Origin of the sequence: Acinetobacter sp. NEB 394 (assembly GCF_013374795.1) — a bacterium.
Classification (GTDB): domain Bacteria; phylum Pseudomonadota; class Gammaproteobacteria; order Pseudomonadales; family Moraxellaceae; genus Acinetobacter; species Acinetobacter johnsonii.
This window is the reverse complement of the sequence record NZ_CP055277.1, coordinates 2,116,339-2,139,447: the sequence shown is the minus strand read 5'-3', so window position 1 is coordinate 2,139,447 and position 23,109 is coordinate 2,116,339. Positions and strand designations below refer to the sequence as shown.

At 42.0% G+C, this 23,109-nt stretch carries 22 protein-coding genes and 1 pseudogene; 15 read left to right on the top strand and 8 right to left on the bottom strand.

What is annotated here, in order from left to right; translation table 11 throughout:
- Genes HUK62_RS10230 through HUK62_RS10210 form a run of 5 tightly spaced genes read left to right on the top strand, consistent with a single transcriptional unit; the run spans position 1 to position 5,211 of the window.
- Positions 1 to 789, top strand: a complete 789-nt coding sequence (locus tag HUK62_RS10230) for a DUF1365 domain-containing protein (protein ID WP_176537788.1) — start codon at positions 1 to 3, stop codon at positions 787 to 789.
- Positions 786 to 1,991, top strand: a complete 1,206-nt coding sequence (locus HUK62_RS10225; RefSeq protein ID WP_176537787.1) for a cyclopropane-fatty-acyl-phospholipid synthase family protein — start codon at positions 786 to 788, stop codon at positions 1,989 to 1,991. The genes HUK62_RS10230 and HUK62_RS10225 overlap by 4 nt, the downstream gene beginning before the upstream one ends.
- Before the next feature lie 24 nt (positions 1,992 to 2,015).
- Positions 2,016 to 2,795 (top strand): DUF1295 domain-containing protein, encoded by a 780-nt coding sequence (locus HUK62_RS10220; protein ID WP_176537786.1) that lies wholly within the window; start codon positions 2,016 to 2,018, stop codon positions 2,793 to 2,795.
- Between the two features lie 8 nt (positions 2,796 to 2,803).
- Positions 2,804 to 3,853 carry a cyclopropane-fatty-acyl-phospholipid synthase family protein gene (locus HUK62_RS10215; protein WP_176538472.1) on the top strand — a complete coding sequence of 350 codons (1,050 nt, stop codon included), beginning with the start codon at positions 2,804 to 2,806 and terminating at the stop codon, positions 3,851 to 3,853.
- A 35-nt stretch (positions 3,854 to 3,888) separates the two neighbouring features.
- Positions 3,889 to 5,211 carry a HAMP domain-containing sensor histidine kinase gene (locus HUK62_RS10210; protein WP_176538473.1) on the top strand — a complete coding sequence of 441 codons (1,323 nt, stop codon included), beginning with the start codon at positions 3,889 to 3,891 and terminating at the stop codon, positions 5,209 to 5,211.
- A gap of 17 nt (positions 5,212 to 5,228) precedes the next feature.
- Here the strand turns inward: HUK62_RS10210 and HUK62_RS10205 are convergent, their stop codons facing one another.
- The 4 genes from HUK62_RS10205 to HUK62_RS10190 all read right to left on the bottom strand — a co-directional run bounded on the left by HUK62_RS10205 (position 5,229) and on the right by HUK62_RS10190 (position 7,982).
- Positions 5,229 to 5,915, bottom strand: coding sequence for a response regulator transcription factor (locus HUK62_RS10205; RefSeq protein ID WP_111860963.1), 687 nt, complete (start codon positions 5,913 to 5,915; stop codon positions 5,229 to 5,231).
- 11 nt (positions 5,916 to 5,926) lie between these two features.
- Positions 5,927 to 6,427: a chalcone isomerase family protein gene (locus tag HUK62_RS10200; protein WP_176537785.1), complete on the bottom strand. Its 501-nt coding sequence runs from the start codon at positions 6,425 to 6,427 to the stop codon at positions 5,927 to 5,929.
- Positions 6,403 to 6,975 (bottom strand): nuclear transport factor 2 family protein, encoded by a 573-nt coding sequence (locus HUK62_RS10195; RefSeq protein WP_004981561.1) that lies wholly within the window; start codon positions 6,973 to 6,975, stop codon positions 6,403 to 6,405. The genes HUK62_RS10200 and HUK62_RS10195 overlap by 25 nt, the downstream gene beginning before the upstream one ends.
- 113 nt (positions 6,976 to 7,088) lie before the next feature.
- Entirely contained in the window at positions 7,089 to 7,982 is an 894-nt protein-coding gene (locus HUK62_RS10190; RefSeq protein ID WP_176537784.1) for a LysR family transcriptional regulator, read from the bottom strand.
- A 100-nt stretch (positions 7,983 to 8,082) separates the two neighbouring features.
- Here HUK62_RS10190 and trpB point away from each other — a divergent pair, with 100 nt between their 5' ends.
- Positions 8,083 to 9,294: a tryptophan synthase subunit beta gene (trpB, locus tag HUK62_RS10185; protein ID WP_176537783.1), complete on the top strand. Its 1,212-nt coding sequence runs from the start codon at positions 8,083 to 8,085 to the stop codon at positions 9,292 to 9,294.
- A complete protein-coding gene (gene trpA / locus HUK62_RS10180) occupies positions 9,291 to 10,079 on the top strand; it encodes a tryptophan synthase subunit alpha (RefSeq protein ID WP_176537782.1) in 789 nt (262 codons plus the stop codon). Before trpB ends, trpA begins: the two co-directional genes overlap by 4 nt.
- Before the next feature lie 124 nt (positions 10,080 to 10,203).
- Here trpA and ribA read toward each other — a convergent pair whose 3' ends face one another.
- On the bottom strand, positions 10,204 to 10,806 hold the full coding sequence (ribA, locus tag HUK62_RS10175) for a GTP cyclohydrolase II (protein ID WP_176537781.1): 603 nt from the start codon (positions 10,804 to 10,806) through the stop codon (positions 10,204 to 10,206).
- Positions 10,807 to 11,156: 350 nt separating this feature from the next.
- Between ribA and HUK62_RS10170 the strand changes: the two genes are divergently transcribed.
- Positions 11,157 to 12,089 carry an IS5 family transposase gene (locus HUK62_RS10170; RefSeq protein ID WP_176537780.1) on the top strand — a complete coding sequence of 311 codons (933 nt, stop codon included), beginning with the start codon at positions 11,157 to 11,159 and terminating at the stop codon, positions 12,087 to 12,089.
- Between the two features lie 258 nt (positions 12,090 to 12,347).
- Here the strand turns inward: HUK62_RS10170 and HUK62_RS10165 are convergent, their stop codons facing one another.
- Positions 12,348 to 12,863, bottom strand: a complete 516-nt coding sequence (locus tag HUK62_RS10165; protein ID WP_148826244.1) for a chromate transporter — start codon at positions 12,861 to 12,863, stop codon at positions 12,348 to 12,350.
- Positions 12,860 to 13,435 carry a chromate transporter gene (locus HUK62_RS10160; protein ID WP_176537779.1) on the bottom strand — a complete coding sequence of 192 codons (576 nt, stop codon included), beginning with the start codon at positions 13,433 to 13,435 and terminating at the stop codon, positions 12,860 to 12,862. The genes HUK62_RS10165 and HUK62_RS10160 overlap by 4 nt, the downstream gene beginning before the upstream one ends.
- Before the next feature lie 108 nt (positions 13,436 to 13,543).
- Here HUK62_RS10160 and HUK62_RS10155 point away from each other — a divergent pair, with 108 nt between their 5' ends.
- Positions 13,544 to 14,428 (top strand): LysR family transcriptional regulator, encoded by an 885-nt coding sequence (locus tag HUK62_RS10155; RefSeq protein WP_176537778.1) that lies wholly within the window; start codon positions 13,544 to 13,546, stop codon positions 14,426 to 14,428.
- 153 nt (positions 14,429 to 14,581) lie between these two features.
- Positions 14,582 to 16,331 (top strand): annotated as a pseudogene (locus tag HUK62_RS10150) (amidohydrolase).
- Here the strand turns inward: HUK62_RS10150 and HUK62_RS10145 are convergent.
- Positions 16,322 to 16,957 carry a CerR family C-terminal domain-containing protein gene (locus HUK62_RS10145; protein ID WP_004693547.1) on the bottom strand — a complete coding sequence of 212 codons (636 nt, stop codon included), beginning with the start codon at positions 16,955 to 16,957 and terminating at the stop codon, positions 16,322 to 16,324. The pseudogene HUK62_RS10150 and the gene HUK62_RS10145 sit on opposite strands and share 10 nt — an antisense overlap.
- 110 nt (positions 16,958 to 17,067) lie before the next feature.
- Here HUK62_RS10145 and HUK62_RS10140 point away from each other — a divergent pair, with 110 nt between their 5' ends.
- The 5 genes from HUK62_RS10140 (at position 17,068) to HUK62_RS10120 (ending at position 23,015) form a co-directional block, all read left to right on the top strand.
- Positions 17,068 to 18,090, top strand: coding sequence for an HlyD family efflux transporter periplasmic adaptor subunit (locus tag HUK62_RS10140; protein ID WP_176537777.1), 1,023 nt, complete (start codon positions 17,068 to 17,070; stop codon positions 18,088 to 18,090).
- Positions 18,091 to 18,107: 17 nt separating this feature from the next.
- Positions 18,108 to 19,919 carry an ATP-binding cassette domain-containing protein gene (locus HUK62_RS10135; RefSeq protein ID WP_176537776.1) on the top strand — a complete coding sequence of 604 codons (1,812 nt, stop codon included), beginning with the start codon at positions 18,108 to 18,110 and terminating at the stop codon, positions 19,917 to 19,919.
- 10 nt (positions 19,920 to 19,929) lie between these two features.
- The gene (locus HUK62_RS10130) at positions 19,930 to 21,060 is read left to right on the top strand and encodes an ABC transporter permease (protein WP_176537775.1); all 1,131 of its coding nucleotides are present in this window, start codon (positions 19,930 to 19,932) and stop codon (positions 21,058 to 21,060) included.
- A 19-nt stretch (positions 21,061 to 21,079) separates the two neighbouring features.
- Positions 21,080 to 22,195, top strand: coding sequence for an ABC transporter permease (locus HUK62_RS10125; protein ID WP_176537774.1), 1,116 nt, complete (start codon positions 21,080 to 21,082; stop codon positions 22,193 to 22,195).
- Positions 22,196 to 22,370: 175 nt separating this feature from the next.
- Positions 22,371 to 23,015, top strand: a complete 645-nt coding sequence (locus HUK62_RS10120; RefSeq protein ID WP_176537773.1) for an RluA family pseudouridine synthase — start codon at positions 22,371 to 22,373, stop codon at positions 23,013 to 23,015.
- Positions 23,016 to 23,109 lie beyond the last annotated feature (94 nt).

Below are 23,109 nucleotides of genomic sequence, written 5' to 3'. Positions count from 1 at the left end.
ATGCAAATGTATCCACTGGCTATCGCTTCTACCGAAATTCGCCATCGTCGCTATTTGCCCAAATCGCATGCTTTTGAGGTGAAGCTTAGCTATTTATGCTTTGATCCGGATCAACTGGCAAATTTTACCCAAAAATCTTGGTTCTGGTCTTCTAGTCGCTGGAATTTATTGACCTTGGATGAACGTGACTTTCTGAACATGGAATATGGCTCGATTCGGCAGAAAGTTGCACGGTTACTGATCAAGCACGAAAACTATCATTTACCACATGCTGCATCTATTCGTGTACTGGCTTTACCACGCACACTGGGTTTTCGTTTTAATTCTGTGGTGTTTTATTTGATCTTTGATACGACCGATCAACTGATTTTTATACTGAGTGAAATCACCAATACACCGTGGAATGAAAGACAGGTCTACATTCACGACTGCCGAAACAATGCAGACGAACATGCGCCGTACCAGAGCCACCAGTTTGACTTTAAAAAGGCCTTTCATGTGTCACCATTCATGCCGATGTCACTGGATTATCGTTGGCGTTTTAGCTTTTCAGAACAGCAAAATGTGATTCACATGCAGCTGTTTGAACAAGAAATATTGCAATTTGATGCCACGATGAAATTTAAGCTGCAAGCCATCACACTTCCTTCACAGCAACATCGATATGCTGTATTAAAAGTTCTTGAGCCCTTTAGGATGGTGAGCGGGATTTATCTACATGCTTTGCGCTTATGGAAAAAGAAAATTCCGTTTTATCGGCATCCTAAAAAAGAAAAAGGAAAGACATGACTATGAAAACACTGTTAATGGGAGAGCATACCGAACTGCCGATAGTCCTACGCCATATGCTGAAATTGCGTCATGGTCAGCTAATATTTAAAGGTATCTGGAATGGTCTAGTCGGGGAAAATTGCAGTGACTTGCATGCAGTAATTCAAGTTCACGACCAACGCCTTATCGATTTGCTGTTCCGTAATGGTGTACTGGGGGCAGCAGAAGGCTTTATTCGTGGTTACTGGAGCAGTGAAGATCTAGTCAACGTAATTCGTATTCTAGCACGTAATCGTGATGTGCTTGATCGGATGAATCAAAATGTAGTGGCCAAAGCTAGCCAGTTGGTACTCAAGGCTTGGTATAAATCCCGCAAGAATTCGATTGATGGCAGCCGTAAAAATATTGCTGAGCATTATGACTTGAGCAATGATTTTTTTAAATTGTTCTTAGATTCCAGTATGATGTATTCCAGTGCGGTGTTTAAAGAACCCTGTATGAGCTTGGAACAAGCTTCAGATTATAAAAAAGAACTGATCTGCCAAAAACTTCAATTGCAACCGATGGACCATTTGGTTGAAATTGGCAGCGGCTGGGGAGGCTTTGCCATTTATGCGGCTCAGCATTATGGCTGCAAGGTCACCACCATTACCATTTCCAAAGCTCAGTACGATGAAGCACTCGCCCGAGTTGCTGAAGCAGGGCTGTCTCATCGGGTGTCTGTACAACTTCAGGACTACCGTTTACTAGAAGGCAAATACGACAAGCTTGTGTCGATTGAAATGATTGAAGCAGTGGGTGAACAATATTTACCAACTTATTTCCAAAAATGCCGCGAGCTCCTTAAGCCGAATGGTCTAGCCTTGATACAGGCGATTACCATTGAAGATGCACGCTATGTTAAAGCTTTAAATACGGTGGATTACATTAAGCGTTATATTTTCCCCGGTAGTTTTATTCCATGTATCAGTGTGATGACGCAAACGGCTTCTGAGCAAAAACTTCGTCTCAAACATCTGGAAGATATTGGTCAAAGCTATGCACAAACCCTGAAGTGTTGGCGCCAGCGTTTTCTGGAGCAACGTGATCAGGTGTCGCAACTTGGTTTTGATGAGCGCTTTATCCGCATGTGGGATTTTTATCTGTGTTATTGCGAAGGTGGTTTTAGGGAAGGTGTGATCAGTGATGTTCATTTGCTGTTTGAAGCCAGTGCTTACTAAGCAGAAATAAAACAGGAGGGCGACATGCTGCTAGATTTATTTTTGCTCAATGTCTTTATCATGCTCTGTAGCTGGGTGTTGGTGACCTATAACCGCAGAGTAGGGTTGGTCGATGTCGCTTGGAGTTTCAGTATTGCTCTTAATGTGATTATTGCCGCTTGGGCGATTGACAGTGCACCACTGTTGGTTCGGTTATTTCTGGGACTGGCGAGTGGGATCTGGTTTTCACGGCTGACTTGGCATCTGTTACGGCGCTATGCCAATGAAACCCAAGAAGACACGCGTTATGCCAACATGCGCCGAGCGATGGCGGATTATCAGCATCTCGGTTTTCTGGCCTTTTTTATGTTTCAGGCCGGTTTGGCGCTACTGTTTTCTTACCCAATGCTCAAGTTGTTAAGTATCTCGACCGAGCAATGGAATGACTGGACTTTGGTCACTGTTATTGTGGCGGGTATGATCATGCTCTTGGCTTTGATAGGTGAAAGCACTGCTGATCAGCAACTTTACCGTTTTAAGCTAGATCCACAGAATCAAGGTAAAACCATGGATCAGGGCTTGTGGAAATATTCGCGCCATCCGAATTATTTTTTTGAATGGCTGCATTGGTTTGCCTATCCAGTGCTCGGTCTGGCAGCAGGCTGCTATGAATTATGGATTTATCCACTGCTGATGTGGCTATTCCTGTACTACTTTACAGGTATTCCCTTTAGTGAAAAACAGGCGCTGGCACATCGCGGCGACAACTATAAAGACTATCAACGACGAACTTCAATGTTTATTCCGTGGCCACCCAAAGAGTAGGTAAATACATGGACTTTATGATTCAAAAAACCTTAGAACTTATCGAAAATGGCAAGGTGCCAGACCCAGTGATTCGTGCAGGCATTCGTACTTTAAGCAAAAAACGTTTGGCACAAGAAGGTCGGTTTGACCCTGCATTGGCAGCGCAGCGCTATATGGATGTGCTGACCATGCTGAAAAACAGCGAAATTGCCATTGAGACAGACAAAGCCAATGAGCAGCACTATGAACTGCCGACCGAATTTTTTCAGGCAGTACTCGGTAAGCGGCTGAAATATAGCGCGAGTCTCTTTGAACATGCCGATACGACGCTAGATCAAGCCGAAGAAGCCGCTCTTGCCTGCTATTGCCAGCGAGCACAACTGAAAGACGGGCAGGATATTTTGGAAATTGGCTGCGGTTGGGGTTCTTTAAGTCTGTATATGGCCGAGCATTATCCAACGGCCCGTATTACAGTCGTGTCAAATTCTTCAACGCAGCGCGAGTATATTCAGGAACAAGCCCGTTTAAAAAAACTGGATAACCTGACGGTGATCACTTGTGATGTCAATGTGTTGCAACTTGAACCTGCCTCTTTTGACCGTGTGGTGTCAGTGGAGATGTTTGAGCACGTGCGTAACTATCAAAAACTATTTGAAAATATCAGTATTTGGCTCAAACCAAATGGCTTATTGTGGTGTCATATTTTCTGTCATCGTTTCTTGCATTATCCTTTTGAAGTCAAAAATGAGTTTGACTGGATGTCGCAATATTTCTTTAGTGGTGGTTTGATGCCAGCAGCCTCAACTTTCCTACATTTTCAGCAGCATTTACAGCTAGAACAGCACTGGCAATGGGCGGGCACGCAGTATGAACGTACCGCAAATGCTTGGCTAGAAAATATGGATGCTAAACAGGCCGAGCTAAAGCCCTTATTTGAACAAACTTATGGCGCGGATGCCGCAATCTGGTGGCAGCGCTGGCGGATTTTCTTTATGGCCTGTGCCGAGCTATTTGGTTATGACCATGGACGTGAGTGGGTGATTGGACACTTTCTGTTGAAGAAGAAAGCCGTATAACTGAACATTGGGATGGGCCAGCGGGGAATGCATCAATGTTAAAGCTGTTTAGGGATAAACGTGATCATCCTCTGGGTGAGGTGTTTAACCGATACTACTGGCTGCAAATCGGATTCATTGCCCTGTCCGTGGTGATTGGGATTGGCTTCAGTGCTTGGGTGATTAAAGGGTCTTTGCTCAGAACAGCGCTAGAACAGGAAATGTCTCACTACTGGCAACGATTAGAACGTAATCCTGCCGCAGAATTGCCCGACACCAAAAATCTGTATGGTTACCGCTGGAACACTGTGCCACCACCCCAATTTAAGACTATGCAGCTTGAGCAAGGAGTGAATCGGCATTTTGTCGATGGCAAGGAACGCATGACCGTTTATGGTGAAAAAGACGGGCAGCATGTGCTGTTGGTTTTTGGCGAAAGCAATGTCAATAAACTGGTCTGGCTGTTTGGTCTGGCACCACTGATGGTCAGCTTGTTTGTACTTTATAGTATGTTATGGTGGTGGAATCGTCGTGCTCGGCGCTATTTTTCTCCCATTACCAGGCTTGCCAACGCACTGGAACATATTGATTGGGAAGACTATAAAAATCAGGCTTCGCCGTTTCAGGACATCCGTACCGATTCCAATCTAGAAGCAGAATATCTGAAGCAGGCGCTAGAAAAATATCATCAAGTATTAAGCGAGTTTATTCAGCGTGAGCGTGAATTTACAGGTGATGTCAGCCATGAACTGCGCACGCCACTGACCATTCTAAAAGGCAATGTGCAGCTGTGTCAGGCACGCTATGGCGACAACAAATCATTTACTCGCTTGAACAACACCATTGAAGACATGCAACTATTAGTGGACACACTACTGGCTATCGCCCGCAATACCACCAATACTTTAACTGCTGAACCGACTATGCTTTCTGAATGTCTGGAAAATCTAGTTCAGGATCTGGATAGTGTTAGCGATAACAAAGGCATGCGGATAAATTTTAAAAAAGATCTAGAAGAACAGCGACGTAAACTTTACCCGTCGATGACCAAAATGGTATTTGGAAATATTTTGCGAAATGCACTGAATTATTCACAAGGCACAGAAATTGATGTCATTTTGCAAAAAAATACAGTATTGATTGCAGATAATGGTGTCGGCATTCCTTTACCGAATAACTCAAAGGTGCAAGAACTGTCGGGGCAGCAATTGCAATTAGAGATCAAAGGTCATGGCATTGGACTGCAATTGGTACAGAAGTTGTGCAAGCAGCTTGGCTGGCGAGTGGAATTGTTTGATCGGCAGTATTATCTCAATACCCATCAGGATGTTCATCTGGCGATGACGACTGGACTGATTGTCGTCGTGTATTTAAATTAAGGCTGGGCTTCTAGAGCTTAAGCTTCTAAAGTGATCTTTAACCCTACACCAGATATGGTATGAATTAGCTTTTGCTCAAAAGGCTTATCGACCATTTTACGCAAATTATAAATATGACTACGCAGGGCATCGCTTTCAGGCTCTTCATCCCCCCAAAGCTCTATCATAATTTCCTGTTTAGTCAGAACTTTAGGCGAATGACGCATCAGTAGTTTGAGCAGTTTGAACTGAATGGGAGGCAGTTCAATGGGTTGTCCTGCACGAGTCAGTTGCTGTGTTGCAGGGTCCAGAATCAGGTCATGAATTTGCAGACGACTGCTGGATACTTCACCCAGAGAGCGTTTGATCAGGGCCTTGACCCGAACCACTAGCTCGTTAAAGTCAAAGGGCTTGACCAGATAATCATCCGTGCCTGAATTGAAACCTTTGAGTTTGTCATTCAACGTATCGCGTGCGGTGAGCATCAGTACAGGGAGGTCCATAGCTTCTTTATTTCGTAGCCATTCACATAGTTCATAACCTGAACCATCAGGTAAGTTAATATCTAAAAGTAAAATATGATAGCGTTGCTGTTTGAGTAATTGACGCGCAGCATTTAGGTTTCGAGCATGATCGACAACAAAACCATGCTCTTCTAGAAACTCGCATAAGGTAGATGCCAGTTCGTAATGATCTTCAACCATCAAAATAAAATGTTTAGACATAACTGTAGAGACTACTTTATTAATTGCTGTTTTAATTTAACACTAAATGGCTGAGGACCTAGCCATATATTAAAATATTGCTGGGACAGTGGGTGCTGCAGTTGACCCAGATTTTGCTGGTTGAGGGATAAGCTTAGAGTTTGCGTGGCATGATTGTATTTCAGACGGTACAGGTCACCGGATCTGACCGGACGATACAGATCGGTGATTGGATTGAAAACAGCCTGAATCTTTTGATCTTTGATATTACGTTGTAGTAGATGTCTGGCTGCACGTTTGAATGCCCATTCTGGAATATTCTGCGTATAGGTAAAATCCATCTGCATGTTTTGGCCTTGCCAAGGCTGATTACAGTTTTGCGCAAAGTAACTGGCCACACCGACCTGTTTTTGTCCCACCATTAGTGGGCCTTGGCCACAAGCGTTTAAGCTTTGGGCCCGCACCCATGGACTGAAGCCACATGCTATTAGTAACGCCGTACTGATTCCTACTTTTTGAAAGGCAGTACCCATGAATAGGTTCCTCCTACATATGGCAAAGAACGATACAGACCATTGGCCGGATCCCAGAAGTCTTGTTGGAAAATAATCTGATGGTTTGGGTTGACCTTTATTTCACTGATTCCAAATGAATCCATTGTTCGTGTCTTGCCGAACATTTTAAAATCATAAACCATATGCCAATGTACATAGGCAGAGTCTTGATGATATGAAGTATTTAATAGACTGACAGTTACATTACTCACTCGCTGGTTCATACCTTGAAAATGTTCAAGCAGTTTTTTACGCGATGAAAATTGCGACAGGGTATCGTTAATAAAAAGCTGATCTGCATACAGTGCTCCAGCATTTTCAACGAATTTAGGTGTGCCCAAGGTATTAAATGCCGAAGTGAAGCGGGTACCGATTTCTAGTGCTTTTGCATCATCTAAGGGTATTCCTTGAATACTCGCTCTGGCATTTGCATAATCAGAGGAATAACGAGGAACACTTTTACATCCTGACAGGAAAAGCACTGGTAAGGATAAAGCAATTGCCATTAACGTTTTGACTTGATTCATATTCACTGTCCATCTTCACCGTTTATCCTCCCACTTTAGAGAGGCTAAAGTGAACAGAATGTGAAGATAGATACTAAAGACAGTACATTGAATAGAATTTTGATGATTAAGGATTAAATTTCACTTTCTTTTTTTTCTTCAGTCATTATCCAATGAATGATATTCATGACATCACGATTTTCGTTATTTTTTCTGACCATTGCATAAAAATTATAGTCACAATAGATAAAACCAAAAGGGGCAATGACCCTTCCATTTAGTATTTCTTTTTCTACTAAAATTTGAGGCGCTATCGCAATTCCTAACCCAGACACAGCAGCTTCTATCATTAAATTGAGACGATCAAAATAGCGATCATTCGCTTTTGGGGAAAAGTGAATTTGGGACTGATTAAACCATGTATGCCATGCACTTTTATTTGAGTGAGTATGAAGTAATGGATAATTTAAAAGATCATTTTTTGTATGAAGCGGATTTATTTCACGATTACAAATAGGCCCCATGTTATCGGGAAATAAAAGATATTTATTCAAAAAGTTAGGAAGTAGATGATTCTCACTGATGCTATTGATCAATATGTCAACTTTCTCTTTTTCTAATAATTTTAACTCATTACATGTCATTAATTTGATATGGATATTGGGATAAATGACTTCGAGCTTTTCTAATCGTGGAATCAGCCAATTTGCCATAAAACTATGAGAAGCGCCTATTACCACCTCTACCTCTGATGTTTTATTTGTTAACTCAAAGACACATTGTTCTAAACGATTAAAAAATTGCGTACAAACGAGCGATAATTCTTCGGCGTCCGCCGTCAGAGAGATGGTCGAGGAATGTCGAATAAACAATTTTTTATCTAACCATTCTTCTAACTGCTTTATTTGATGACTAATCGCACTATGGGTGACACACAATTCTTCCGCAGCTAAGCTAAAACTTTTATTTCTAGCAACTGCTTCAAATGATTTTAAAGCATTAAGGGGAGGGAGTGTTCTGCGTTTCATGTTGTAAAATTTTCTAACATCATCAGCTCAAAATATATCAATTATCAGAAAAATGAAAATATTTTAAGATGAAAAAAATGGATACAGCAAGAGATATGAGATGACAACCCCTTATACAGGTAATGGTCCTGATGACTTGGGATTTTTTGGTAAATTTGGCGGATGTTATATGCCAGAAAGCTTAATGCCTGCACTTCAAGAATTAGAGCAAGCCTTTAATATTGTTCGGCATAAACCTGAATTTTGGGCTGAATATCAGCAAATTTTAACGGATTTTGTTGGTCGCCCTAGTCCTCTTTTCTATGCAAAAAACTTAACAGCTTATGCGGGAGGTGCTCGAATCTATCTCAAGCGGGAAGATTTGAACCATACGGGTGCGCATAAGATCAATAATTGTGTTGGGCAAATCTTATTAGCCAAATTTATGGGGAAAACCAGAATCATTGCAGAAACGGGTGCTGGACAACATGGTGTTGCTACAGCAACGATTTGCGCGCTTTTTAAGATGAAATGTACCATTTTTATGGGAGAAACAGATATTCAGCGCCAACAAATGAATGTTGAACGCATGAAATTACTCGGTGCTGAAGTCAGAAGTGTTCAAAAAGGTCGTGGGACTTTAAAAGATGCGATGAACGAAGCATTACGTGACTGGATTCGTCATGTGGATACAACCTATTACCTGTTGGGTACTGGCGCAGGCCCTCACCCATATCCGACGATGGTCAGAGAATTTCAGAAAATTATTGGTCTAGAAGCCAGAAACCAAATACTGCTCAAAGAAAATAAATTACCGGATGCTTTGGTTGCTTGTGTTGGTGGTGGATCAAATGCATTGGGGTTGATGCATCCCTTTCTAGAAGACCTGAATGTCAAAATGTTTGGCGTTGAGGCAGGGGGAAAAGGAACACATACTGGTGAACATGCCGCCTCTATTTGCAAAGGTCAAGTTGGTGTGCTGCATGGCAATTTAACCTATTTATTACAAGATTTAGATGGGCAGATTTTAGAAGGGCACTCTATATCAGCTGGCTTAGATTATCCAGGTGTTGGCCCTGAACATGGCCTTCTGTTTGAAACTGGACGCGTGACATACACGGCTATAACCGACCAAGAAGCCGTAAATGCATTTCAGCTTTTAAGCCAACAGGAGGGCATTATTCCTGCTCTTGAGAGTTCTCATGCGATTGCATATGCGATTCAACTTGCTCAAGAAATGCAGCCAGAACAGATCATTATTGTCAATTTAAGTGGCAGAGGCGACAAAGACTTAAACACGGTCAAAAAATATCTTGCAGGAGCTACAGCATGAACCGTCTAGATCAAAAATTAGAGCAATTAAAACTGGAAAATCGAAGCGGTCTGGTCTGTTATTTTACTGCTGGAGATCCTAATTTTGCAGAAAGTTGTCGTCTGTTGAGCCAATTAGGTCAAGCTGGAGCTGACATTATTGAAGTTGGCATTCCATTTTCAGATCCAGTGGCAGATGGAGAGATCATTCAGGCAGCGCATCTTAGGGCTTTAGGTGCAGGTCAAACGGTAAAACAGACCATTGAGTTGGTAAAAGCAATCAGGCTACATGATGAAAAAACACCAATAATTTTCATGACTTATTTAAATCCGATGATGCAATATGGTTTTGAGACACTTATCGCCGAAACAGAAAATCTTATAGATGGAATATTGATTTTAGATGCTCCATATGGATATCGAGAAAACTTTGAAGTGCAGTTAAATGAAAAAAATATGCATTTAATTGCAATGACCGCGCCGACGACCCCGGTTGAAAGGTTAGAGCAAATTTCAGCGCGCGCGACAGGTTTTTTATATCATGTTGCAGAAAATGGCTTAACAGGAGGGGACTTAAATTTGTCTAATCTTGAGAAAAAGATTGCTGAAATCAAGCCTATTTTTAATATTCCAGTTGCAATTGGCTTTGGGATCAAAAATGAAAGTCATGTTAAAGCACTAGCCAATAAAGTAGATTTGATTATCATTGGCTCAGCGCTCGTCGATACTTTTTTTAATAAGGGAATGAACGCGACTTTAGAAAAAATCACGGTTTTTTCGCAAATCCTGAGAGAAAATAAAGAATAAGCCAGCTTCTTTGATAGGTTTTCTTTACAACCATAATTAAATATAAAACAGTATTTTATCTTCGCCTTCTCCCGAAAGGGAGATGGAAATTTATACGTGGATTTTTTCTAAAAGTGATCGCTTTTTAAAAATCACTATTATCATATAGATGTGACATGCGTTTTTGCTTTGTTTCTAGATAAGCTTTGTTAAAAATATTTAAGCCAACTTTTAATGGAACCCGCTCAACAACATCAATTCCTAAATCAGTTAAAGATTTAATTTTAAGTGGATTATTTGTAATGAGTTTTACATTCTTTATTTTTAAATAATCTAACATAATGGCGCACATGTCATATTTACGAGCGTCTGCTGGTAAATTTAATAATAAATTGGCGTCAAGAGTATCATGTCCTTGGTCTTGGAGCGCATAGGCTCGAATTTTATTGGTTAGTCCTATGCCACGGCCTTCTTGGCGAAGGTATAAAATGACACCTTGACCAGCATCATTGATCATTTTCATAGTTGAATGTAATTGAGGACCACAGTCACATTTGAGTGATGCGAAAGCATCGCCTGTTAAGCATTCTGAATGAATTCTGACGAGTACAGGTTGATCAGAAATAGTACTCATCCCTTTGACAAGAGCAATATGTTCTTCGCCAGTATTTTGGTCTTGAAACGCTATAATTTCAAAATCGCCAAATGCAGTAGGTAACTTTGATTTGGAAATAAATTCTATAGCCATTTAACGATACCCCTGTATTTTAAGAATTTAGAAACTTGCAACTATTACTTTCCAGCTAAAATAGTTCTCAGATAGTGAAATTTATGTGAAAACACAAGAGTTTTTAGTGTGTGAAGTAAATTTCATTAAAAAAGCAATAAGTTACTTCTAATTTTAGATTTGACAAGTTTTCTAAAATTATTTTTTAGTTGGATGTTAAATATACAATTTTTATATGCACAATAACTAAGATCGAAATTAATAGTCATTAGGAATGATATAGACAATTTTTAAAATGGTAATTTTTTACTCGTAATGGCTTTGTTGCACAAAGCTGTTCTTAAGGGCTTCTTCGGCAATATAATTTCCAAATGAAGAAGCCTACACACAAAATCTACCGCACAACCAATTGGCCTGCATATAACCGAGCTCTCATTAGTCGTGGGAATATTGCCATTTGGTTCGATCCAAAAACACAATGGTATGCTCCATCAAAAGGCAAACAAGGGCGAAATCAAACCTACTCCGACGCAGCTATCCAATGCTGCTTAATGATTAAATCCTTATTCCGTCTATCTTTACGTATGGTCACTGGCTTTGTGCAAAGTCTGATTAAACTTTGCGGATTAAATTGGATAGCTCCAGATTACACCACGCTTTGTAGAAGACAAAAGCATATTGATATTGTAATCAGCTACCAAAAAAGTAGCGATGGGCTGCATCTACTCATGGACTCTACAGGCATGAAGTTTCTAGGTGAGGGCGAATGGAAACGCAAGAAACATGGACCTGAATATCGTCGCCAATGGCGTAAACTACATATTGGTATAGATGCTAAAACCCTGCAAATACGAGCAGTTCAGCTTACAACCAATAATGTCAGTGATTCACAGGTGCTTGGTGATTTACTTAATCAGATTCCACAAGATGAGCGGATTGACTCTGTTTATACCGATGGAGCTTATGACACCAAGCAATGCCGTCAGGTCATTGCAGATCGGCAAGCGCATGCGGTGATTCCGCCAAGAAAAAATGCGAAACCTTGGAAAGATACAAAGATCAGTTCGCTAGAGCGAAATGAATTACTTCGAACAGTTAAACGTTTAGGCAGGACACTATGGAAAAAATGGTCAGGCTATCATCGGCGAAGTTTGGTTGAGACTAAGATGTATTGCATTAAATTGTTGGGGGATAAACTCAGTGCTAGGAATTTTGACAGCCAAGTGAATGAGATCCATGCACGCGTAGCTGTATTAAATAAATTTACAGAATTAGGCCGACCTCACACCCAAGTTGTCACTTAAAATTGAGTTACTTAGGATAACTCTGTCTTTTAAGCCTTTATGCAACAAAGCCCAAATGCAATTAAAAAATACAGCGCAATTAATGACTGCTTTGGGTGGAAATATTTCCTAACCCCTTGCTTTTTTCACATGTCTATTGACTCAAACGGCAAAGCCTTACATCTTGGTTTTCAGATGCAAGGCTTATACTATGTATTTGAAAGTAACAATAAAATAGAAAGTATGTGTTATTGAACACTGACTTTCATGACACACCGTTTATAAAAACAGTGCGCCTGACATTGCTCCAAAGAGCATGACCCACAGTGGATGAATTTTTTTAACTAAACTTAAACCAGTAGCGACGATAACGATTGCAATGAGTAACCAGTTCTGAGCAGATGCAGCGGCAATAATATAGGCACTGACCAAAACCAAGCCGACAGTAATTGGTTTCAGTGCTTTTTCAAACATGCTACGTAGCGGGTGATCCTTAAACTGATTCCAAAACTTGAGTGCAAATATAGTCAGTACAGAAGAGGGCCCAAACTTCGCCAATGAAGTCACGAACAGTCCAGCAGGTCCAGCCACATGCCAGCCGACCAAAGGTACAATCATCATATTGGGGCCCGGTGCCGCTTGAGCCATGGCAAACATGGTACTGAACTCTGTGGCAGTAAGCCAACGATGTACTTCGACTACTTGATGTTGCATTTCAGGCAAAATTGCATTGCCGCCACCAAAGGCCAATATAGAAAGCTGGGTAAAAACGATGGCTAAGGTGATTAAAATCATGCGTTTTTTCCTCTTTTTTTCAAGCTTAAGACTGCGACATTGATGCTGACTAAGATCAGTAACGTTAATGCCAAGGGAATCTTAACAATCAGCATAAAGACAATGGTCAGCGCAATGGTAAAGATCGTGAGGTAACTTTTCAGAATGGGTTTCAACATTTTTAACCCCATCGCAAATAGTAAACCTGCTGCCGCTGCTGCTAGTCCTTGTATCATGTGCTGAATCACGGGGATATTTTGAAATTGTGCATAGAGCTGATACAACAAAATCACAATCACCGTCGGTGCAGAAATCAACCCGAGAACAGCACTAATAGCACCTTTAACTCCCTGAAACTCATAACCAATCGCAACAGCCATATTAATGATGTTTCCTCCAGGGAGGATTTGACAGACACCCAATAAGTGCGTGAACTCTTCCGTGTTGAGCCATTTTTGGTCTTCTACAACCATTTGGTGTGCAAGTGGCAGTACGCCACCAAAGCCCATGAGTCCCAGCTTCATAAAGCCTGCAAATAGTTCCCTAGAAGTCGGGTGGGTTATTTGTTCAGCAGGGAGCACTTCAGTGTTCATGTCTTTCGCCTTTTGTTGAATGAGCTCAGTATGAACCTGTAGAGATATGTTGAAAAATGCTATTTTTGACGTTATATATACTGAAAAAGTATGTTTAATGGGGCAGACATGATTGATATCCATAAACTCAGAGCATTTGTTGCAGTTGTAGAAGAAAGTAATATTTCGCATGCTGCGGTACGTTTGAATATGCAACAACCACCGTTGACACGGATTATCAAAAGTTTGGAAGAAGAGTTGAATACACAACTGCTAAAGCGTTTGCCGCGTGGTGTTGAGGTAACAGAAGCAGGTAAGGTTTTGTACAAAGAAGCCCTTGCGATATTGGCGCATGCACAGTTAATTCCTAAACGTGTGCAGGATATTTCTTTGGGGGTCGAAGGTCAGATTAATATTGGCTTTACCAACTCGGTTGGCTTACATCCATTTTTACCGGCCTTGCTGCGTAACTTTCGGGAAACTTTTCCACGTGTTTCAATTCATCTGGAAGAAGATGGCAGTAGCTCGCTGATAGATTCCATTAGTAATGAAAAAAATGACATTGTGTTCTTACGCAAACCTGCACCGATTGGCCTTGGTTTAACCAGTCTACATGTATTAGATGAACCGCTCATTGTGGCTTTACCCAACAATCATCCTTTGGCTGAACAAGCCGAACCGATTCATTTGCTAGATCTTGAACCGCATGATTTTGTGTTATATCGACGTTTAGCGGGGCAAGATTTATTCGATAATATTTTGGCCAGTTGTTACCAAGCTGGATTTAGTCCCAAAATTGTACAAGAAGCGCCACGTTTAACCTCAAGCTTAAACTTGATTGCTGCGGGGATTGGTTTATCCATCGTGCCTGAGGCCATCCGTGACTTTTGGAATAAGCAGATTGTTTATAAAATGCTCAAGGCGAACAATCCATGTATTGCGCCGATTTATGCAGTGTATAAAGAAAATATAGACAATGTCCGTTTGCAACACATCTTAAAGTTATTGCAATAATCCGTTGAATATTGAGCACCTTATTCTGCCTGACAAGAGCTGGCTTAAAGTGCTAAGGTAGAGTGATGATGTGTTGTATTTAAAGTTTTATACCTATAACGAATGCTCGTATGGAGCAAAATATAATATTTAGCAATATGAGGTGTTTAACCCATGCTTTTTAATAAAGTTTCTTTTGTACTTACGGCTCTACTTTCTTCCTCTGTGGTACTTATGAGTGGTTGTACAACCAGTCCGTCTAGCACCGCTTCAAACACACAACAACAGACGCAAAATGGCTTATTGGTCTATGGTGGCCCCATTTTAACCATGCAAGGCATGCAGCCCAGCTATGTCGATGCCATGTTAATTCAAGATGGAAAGATCCGTTATACAGGCACATTCTCTGAGGCTGAAAAGCTTGCGCCACAGGCGAAACGCTTAAACTTGAATCACAAGACCGTCATCCCTGGCATCATCGATGCCCATAGTCATTTAAACTCTGTCGGTATGCAGCAAACTGTGGCAAATTTATATCCGCCGCCAGATGGCAGGTGGTGAGTATTGCCACACTTATCCAAGAAATGAAGGCGTGGGCGAAGCAAAATCCAACCTTTGTCCAAGCCACTTCTGGTTGGATTATTGGCAATGGTTATGATGATGCCCAGCTACAAGAGAAAGCTCATCCGACAGCCACAGATTTAGATCAGATTTCAACGACTCAACCGGTGCTGATTTTACATCAGTCAGGGCATTTGGCCTCTGTGAATCACAAAGCGCTAGAGTTGTTAGGTCTTAATGAAAAAAGTAGCAACCCCAGTGGTGGTGTGATTCGACGCGTAGTGGGGACCAATATTCCGAATGGTGTACTGGAAGAAAGTGTTGTGATTGAAGCCATGTTACAGGCTTTTCGGTCCCACCTGAAATGATGCAGCAGATGGCGTTGACTGCGGTACAGACCTATATGAAAAATGGTTATACCACGGTACAAGAAGGACGAGCTGATCGTGGTACTTCAGAACTTTGGCGCAGTTTGGCCAATCAAAACAAATTAGCCATCGATGTCGTTTCTTATCCTGATATCAGTTCTGAACAGGCGTATATGCTTGAAAAAGGTGTAAGCAAAAACTATGTCAATCACTTTAGAATTGGTGGCGTGAAAATTAGCTTAGATGGTTCACCCCAAGGTAAAACGGCATGGTTAACCGAACCTTATGTGGTTCCGCCTGAAGGGAAAGATAAGAACTATCGTGGCTATCCTGCATTTCCAGAGCAAAAAACAGTCCAGCAAATGATTGATTTGGCTTTTCAAGAGCAGTGGCCAATTTTGGCACATGCCAATGGTGATGCTGCGATTGATCAATACCTCAATGTGATTGCCAATGCGCAAAAGAAATATGATGCCTCACAGCGAAGAGATGTGATTATTCATGCGCAAACCATGCGAGAGGATCAACTGGATCGGGCGAAACAGCTTCACTTGATCCCCTCATTTTTTTCTTTGCATACCTACTACTGGGGCGACTGGCATGTAGCACAAACCTTAGGTGAAAAGCGTGCTGAACACATCTCTCCGACAGGTTCAGCCTTAAGAAAAGACATGATTTTCACCGAGCATCACGATGCCCCTGTTATCCCACCGAAAAGCATGATGGTGCTGGATGCAACGGTTAATCGCACCACACGAACAGGCAAAGTTTTGGGTGAGGCACAAAAAGTCAGCCCGTATATCGCACTTAAAACGATGACGGACTGGGCTGCATATCAGTATTTTGAAGAAGACATCAAAGGCACATTAAGTACTGGGAAATACGGTGACTTTGTTGTTTTAAGTGACAATCCAATCACAATTGATCCGTCTAAAATCAAAGATATCAAAGTCCTTGCAACCTATAAGCAAGGACAGTTGGTTTATCAAAGATAAAGTTGTTTAGCGGCTTGTAAACCTGCGACTGAAAAGGTCATGAGATGTTTGACTAAAAGTGCAGGTTCAAGCTTGGAGACATTTTTAAGTGGGCTTGGACCATTTGCATCTGCCAAAATTAGCATCATACAAGGCGCGACCGTGCTGAGTACACAAGGCAAAAGTGCAGGGTGGTTTTCATCAATCCCTGAAACTTGGCTAATAATTTTTTTGACCAAAAGAAACTTTCGCGCACCATCATTTTGCATAAACGTGTATAGGTGGGTAGTCGGTGAAAAAAGTTCGCGAACAAACACTTTGCTATGCCAGACATCGGTTTCAACCAGCTTACCGATCAGGCTTTCAAAAAAAGCTTCCAGTTTTTCAGTAGGCGTTTTAGAGCTGTTAAGCAAGGTCAAGAGTTCTTGTTCATCAATATAATGCGTATGTGCTTCGGCAAGTACGGCTCGATATAAGCCATCACGACCATCGAAGTGATAGTTAATGGCAGCCAAATCGACTTCGGCCAGCTTGGCAATGGCTTTACTCGTGGTTTTTGCAAAACCATCCTGAGCAATTAGGCGGCCAGCAGCATCCAAAATTTTCGATTTGGTTAAATCACCATCGCTACGTCCAGCTCTAGACATTATTTACTCTGCATCAAAATTTAGACTTGAAGTATATCTTTCTTAACTGAATTGTTATAGTTTAAATTAAATTTAAACTTGTATTAAAACTAAGCGAAGGTTTGGTGTGCATGAACAAAAGTAAGTTCATACTACTGGTTGGGGTGTTGCTCATTGCTGTAGCGGCTGCATTTTTGTGGTTCAGTCGAGACAGAGCCGATCCCGATCATCTGGTGCTATATGGCAATGTCGATATTCGACAAGTCTCGCTGGCATTTGAAACGGCTGGACGTATTCAAAGCTTGGCTGTTCAAGAAGGTGATCGCGTTCAAAAAGGTCAGGTTCTTGCCGAACTGAATACCGACTCGCTGACTATACAAGCACAGCAAGCCCAAGCACAGTTACAAGTTCAACAGCAAACCTTAAATGAACAAGCTGCGGGCAATCGACCTGAAGAGATTACCCAAGCGAAAGCGAAAGTACAGTCTGCCCAAGCCCAATTTGAAAATGCCGATAAACAATACCAACGTTTAAATGTCTTAAATCGGAGTACTGCGGGTCAAGCGGTGAGTAAGCAAGAGGTTGATGCTGCAAAAAGCAATATGAAAATGGCGGAAGCGGCTGTAGGTGAAACCAAAGCCAACCTAGAGCTACTTTTGAAAGGTGCGCGCACAGAAGATCGTGAAGCGGCTAAAGCACAATATGAATCGACCAAGGCCAATCTTGATTTGATTGATTACCAAATTACTCAAAGTAAGCTGCTGGCACCTGTTAATGGCGTAATTCGTGCACGTTTACAAGAAGTCGGCGACATGACGACTTCAAACAAGTCCGTCTATACCATTGCCCTGATCCATCCTAAATGGGTGCGTGTTTATGCAAGTGAAATGGATCTTGGGCATATCAACATGGGCGCAGAAGCACAAGTCATTCGTGACTCACAACCGAATCAGCCCATCACAGGAAAAATTGGTTATATCTCATCTGTGGCGGAATTTACCCCCAAAACGGTACAGACCGAAGATATTCGCACGACTTTGGTTTATGAAGTCCGAATTTATGTCGATGACCCGAATGACCAGTTGAAGATGGGACAACCTGTGACGGTGCACATAGCCAAATCATCGCGTCCAACTGGCACGAATAATCCTTAAGACAGGGGAGTATGTCGATGTCAGTAGAGAGCATTGTAATTGCCACGGATTTAAACAAAACCTTTAAAGCAGAACAAAAAGGTTTGGATGATATGCAGGCTTTGCAAGGCATAAATATGCAGATCAAGGCAGGACAACTAACGGCTTTGGTTGGGCCTGATGGTGCAGGTAAAACTACATTTTTAAGATTGATCGCAGGTTTATATGAGCCAACTACTGGAAGCTTAAAAGTCTTAGGAATGGATGTCGCCAAAGACCCGCAATCTGTGCAAGACCGTATCAGCTACATGCCGCAAAAGTTTGGTTTGTATGAAGACCTCAGTATTCAAGAAAATTTAGACTTGTATGCGGATTTGCATGGCGTGCCAATGAACATTCGCAATGAGCGTTTTGCACGTTTACTCAAGATTACCGATTTAGCGCGCTTTACAGAGCGTCCCGCAGGAAAACTCTCTGGAGGCATGAAGCAGAAGTTAGGTTTGGCCTGCACTTTAGTCCGTTCACCTGAACTATTGCTGTTGGATGAACCAAGTGTCGGTGTCGATCCACTCTCACGCCGTGATTTGTGGATCATCATTGAACAATTGGTGAGGGAGGAGAACTTAAGTGTCATCCTCAGTACTGCGTATATGGATGAAGCTGAACGCTGTCATCAGGTTTATGTCATGTTGGATGGACAAGTCTTAAAGCAAGGTACACCCGACGAACTGACGGCTCAGGCACAGGGACAAACATGGCAAGTAAAACCCAGTCCCAACATGAAGGCACGGGTATTACAAGCACATTTACTCGATAATCAACATTATATTGCCGATGCAGTTCCCAAAGGAGATGTAGTGCGTTTTATTACGCGAACTGAAAGCCCATCACTCCCAGCAGATCTTTTGCCCAAAGGCGTTGTTGCAGAACCGAGAGCAGCAGATCTAGAAGATGCATTTATGTTGCTTTTACATGAGGCGAAACATATTCAAAAAACGGTATTGGCACAGGAAAATTTAGCTTTAGACCCTTCAATAACTTTGATAGAAAACTCTGATCCACCACAAGTGAAAACAGAGCAGAATGTAAAACAGCAGCTCGAGAAACCTGTGATTGTGGTGAAGGATTTGGTACGCACTTTTGGCGACTTTACCGCCGTAGCCAGTACCTCGTTTGATGTATCTCGAGGCGAAATTTTTGGTTTACTTGGCCCCAATGGTGCAGGTAAGACCACAACGTTTCGTATGCTTTGTGGCTTACTGCCCGCCAGCAGTGGTGTGTTGGAAGTGGCAGGCATGAATTTGCGCACAGCTCGTGCACAGGCAAGGGCAAAAATTGGTTATGTATCGCAGAAGTTTGCCCTGTATGGCAATTTGAGTGTATTGGATAACTTAAAGTTTTTTGGTGGTGCTTATGGCTTATCGGGCAAACAGTTAAAGCAGCAAATTGATAAAGCGTTGCTCCAATTTGAACTTAAGCCACATGCTAAAAGCGGCGATCTACCAAATGGTTTTAAACAGCGTTTGTCGATGGCAGCAGCACTGTTACATCAGCCTGAAATTGTATTTTTGGATGAACCGACCAGTGGTATTGATCCATTAGCAAGGCGCTCTTTTTGGTACACCATTGGAGAGCTGGCGAACCAAGGCATGACCATTATTGTGACTACACACTTTATGGAAGAAGCTGAATATTGTGATCGGATTGCGATTCAAGATGCAGGGAAGTTGCTGGCGATTGGCACACCTCAACAGATTCGTGGGATGGCACAGTTAGAGGGTGTAAACGATATGAATGGCGCTTTTATTGCCATCGTTGAACAGTCCCGTGCGGACATACAGGCTCACTGAGGAGCGTCAGATGAATCATTTCTCAGCTTTCTGGACACGACTGTTTGCCTTGACACGTAAAGAATCCAAACAGCTGCTTCGTGATAAAAGCAGTATGGCGATCGGTTTCATTCTACCGATTATTTTAATTTTACTGTTTGGTTATGGACTGTCTTTCGATTTAGCCAACGGACGAGTCGGGGTGGTGGAGCAACAACCCACGCCACAGAGTCAGCAACTGATGAGTGGCTTAAACGGCTCTAAATACATTACCGTCAAGCACTATCCAAGCTTTAGCCAAGCTAAAGCTGCAATGGGCAAGGCTGAAATTGATGCTATCGTCAATATACCCAGCAACTTTGCGGAGCAATATACAAAGGGAGTGGGTGCTGTTCAGGTCATTACCAATGGCCGTTCGACCAGTATAGCTTCGGCTTTGCAGGGTTATATTACCAGTGCGTTCAATACCGCCAGCTTGATACAAGCAGACCGAACCAATGCAGCTTCGGCGGGTGGCATTATCACGGTTGAACAACGTATGTGGTTTAACGAGTCTGCAAATAGCACATGGTTTTTAGTGCCGGGTTTAATTGTCCTAATTTTGACCTTGGTTGGCGCATTTTTAACAGGTTTACTGATTGCACGTGAGCGCGAGCGTGGCACTTTAGAAGCATTATATGTTACGCCCGTACGTCCTCTAGAAATTGTACTTTCAAAACTAGCGCCCTATATCGTAATTGGCATGATCGATATTGTGATGTGCTTAGTTGCAGCACATGTTTTATTTGATGTACCCATCCGCGCATCGCTGTTCTCTGTTATGAGTGCCTCTTTTTTATATTTAATGGTGTCGTTACTGCTGGGTCTGATGATTTCAGGCCTATCAAAAAGTCAGTTTCAAGCCAGTCAGATGGCACTGCTTGCCAGCTTCATGCCCGCTTTGATGCTTTCAGGTTTTGTGTTTGATACACGAAACTTACCGCTAATTGTGCAAATCATCAGCAATGTTTTACCTGCAACGCACTATATGACTTTGATTAAAACGCTATTACTCGGTGGTGATGATTGGTCTTTATGGTTCAAAGAATGTGGCATTTTATTGATCTATATCGTGCTATTCACGGTAATGACCGCGCGTACGCTGAAAAAGCGTTTGGGCTAGCGAAAGGAAAAATGGTGTTATGGCAACGTTAATACGCTGGTTTCGTTATCTTTGGGTGCTGATCCGAAAAGAGTTTTTAGCCATTTTAGCCGATCCTGCCAATCGAGTGACCTTAATTGCTCCTGTATTTATCCAAGCGGTCTTGTTTGGTTATGCCGCAAGTTATGATGTGAATCATGTTGATTATGCTGTGCTGGATCAAAGCCGAAGCCAAAGCTCACAACAAGTTTTAGCACATTTAGATGGTTCAGGAATTTTTAAACGAACAGCAGATTTGCAAAATAATCAACAAATCCAACAGGTGATTAATGATCGAACAGCCTTGGCGGTCATCACCATTCCTGCTGATTTTGAGGATAAGCTCAATAATCAAGAGTCTTCGCCGATTCAAGTGATTCTAGATGGGAGAAACTCATCGACCGCAAGTATGGCGGGTTCTTATATCAGTAATGTAGTAGGGCTGGTGAATCAAGAACGTTTGGGATCCAACTCCGCAATCACGGTACAAGCGCGAACATGGTATAACCCGAATATCGAGTCGAGATGGGGCATCATGCCATCTCTGATTGCAACTTTAAGTATGATGCAGACACTGTTACTTTCGGCACTTTCAGTAGCACGCGAGCGTGAACAAGGGACTTTTGATCAGCTCTTGGTTACACCTTATACCCCGACGCAGATTATGATTGGGAAGGCCATTCCGCCGATTATTATTGGGGTTGTTCAATCTTCCATCATTTTGGCAATTATTCTGTTCTGGTTCCAGATCCCGATGAATGGCTCCTTGACCTTACTTTATTTTGGATTATTTGCCTTTAACATTGCGGTTGTGGGGGTGGGACTGTCGATTTCAGCGATTGCACTCAATATGCAACAAGCCATGCTGTATACTTTCTTTTTGATCATGCCTTTGACACTTTTATCAGGCTTACTAACTCCTGTGCAAAATATGCCAGAAGTGTTGAATTGGCTGACTTATGCCAACCCGCTACGCTTTGGTATAGACTTGGTACAAAGGGTGTATTTGGAAGGTGCGAGTTTTGCGCAAGTGAAATGGGACTTTGTACCGATGTTGGTATTAGCCATAATTACCTTGCCTTTGGCTGCGTGGTTATTTAGAAATCGTTTGTCATAAGAGAGTGATATCTCTTATGTCTCACTTATCGATACAGACTGTGACTCCGCGTTTGACGTTAAATAATGCAATCAATATCGGTTCATGATTAAAAAAAACGATTTTTGCATTGTATTTCTGGCTTAAGCTTTTTATTATTGCCCGCTTGTTTTCGCGATCAGCTTGGAATGGAACCTTGAGTAATTTTCTAACCGAACACCTGATTCATCGAGATGAAGACTTTATGGTCATCCATAAGCCTGCAGGTATACTCACCGTTCCGGGGAAGACAGAAGACTTACAAGATTGTATGATCAATCGTTTAGTCAAACTAGAACCTAAAACACTACTGATCCACCGTCTTGATCGTGATACCTCGGGTATCTTGGTTTTTGGTCTCAGCCGTTGGGGACAAAAATCCATTTCTCGTCAGTTTCAAGAACGCCAAACCGATAAAACCTATCAAGCGATTGTGGCTGGCCATTTAGAGGGTCAGGGCACTGTTGATGTACCTGTCATTTATGATCCATCCCGTCCACCATTACATATCGCAGAGCCCAGTCATAATAAGCCTGCTGTGACAGAGTGGAAAGCCATTGAACACTTTGAAATACAGGGTCAGCCCGTGACTCGTGTGGTGCTCACCCCCATTACAGGGCGTTCACATCAACTTCGTGTACATATGCAGTTTTTAGGTCATCCTATCGTGGGAGATACGCTCTATGCTGCGCCTGACCAGCAAGATTTGATGCCGCGTTTGTGTTTACACGCAGAGCGTTTGAGTTTTCATCATCCCCAAACCGATGAACGTATCGAATTTATTTGTCCAGTACCATTTTAAGTACGTGGAATCATCAAATTTGCTCACTTTTTTAGTGAGCTTTATGTCAAAATATATTGCTTAAAGGTGTATAATTTTGCTCAAATATCAAACA